This is a genomic window from Neisseria sp. P0009.S007 (assembly GCF_051962515.1).
In genome coordinates, this window is the sequence record NZ_JBQCVF010001290.1 from 1 (window position 1) to 235 (window position 235).

Here is a 235-nt window from a genome sequence, read left to right on the forward strand (position 1 = left end):
CAAAAATATTAAAATCCTGAAAACATGCTCAAAGCGCGTATTGTAACGTATTTTTTCAAGGCTTGCTTTTTCAGACGGCCTAAAAACCTAAAAATGCCTTATCCGAACATTTCCTGATACGCTTCTACTGAAAATCCGACATGAACCTGCCCTTCTTTGACCAACACAGGCCGCTTGATGATGCTGGGATTCTCCACCATCAAAGCAATCGCACCTTCTTTTGTGGCGGCAGATT

At 42.1% G+C, this 235-nt stretch carries 1 protein-coding gene; it reads right to left on the bottom strand.

Translation table 11 applies throughout. The features are described from left to right. Positions 1–98: 98 nt before the first annotated feature. Positions 99–235 (bottom strand): arsenate reductase family protein (locus ACTHS3_RS18655; RefSeq protein WP_440368899.1); only part of this gene is annotated, 137 nt, incomplete at its 5' end.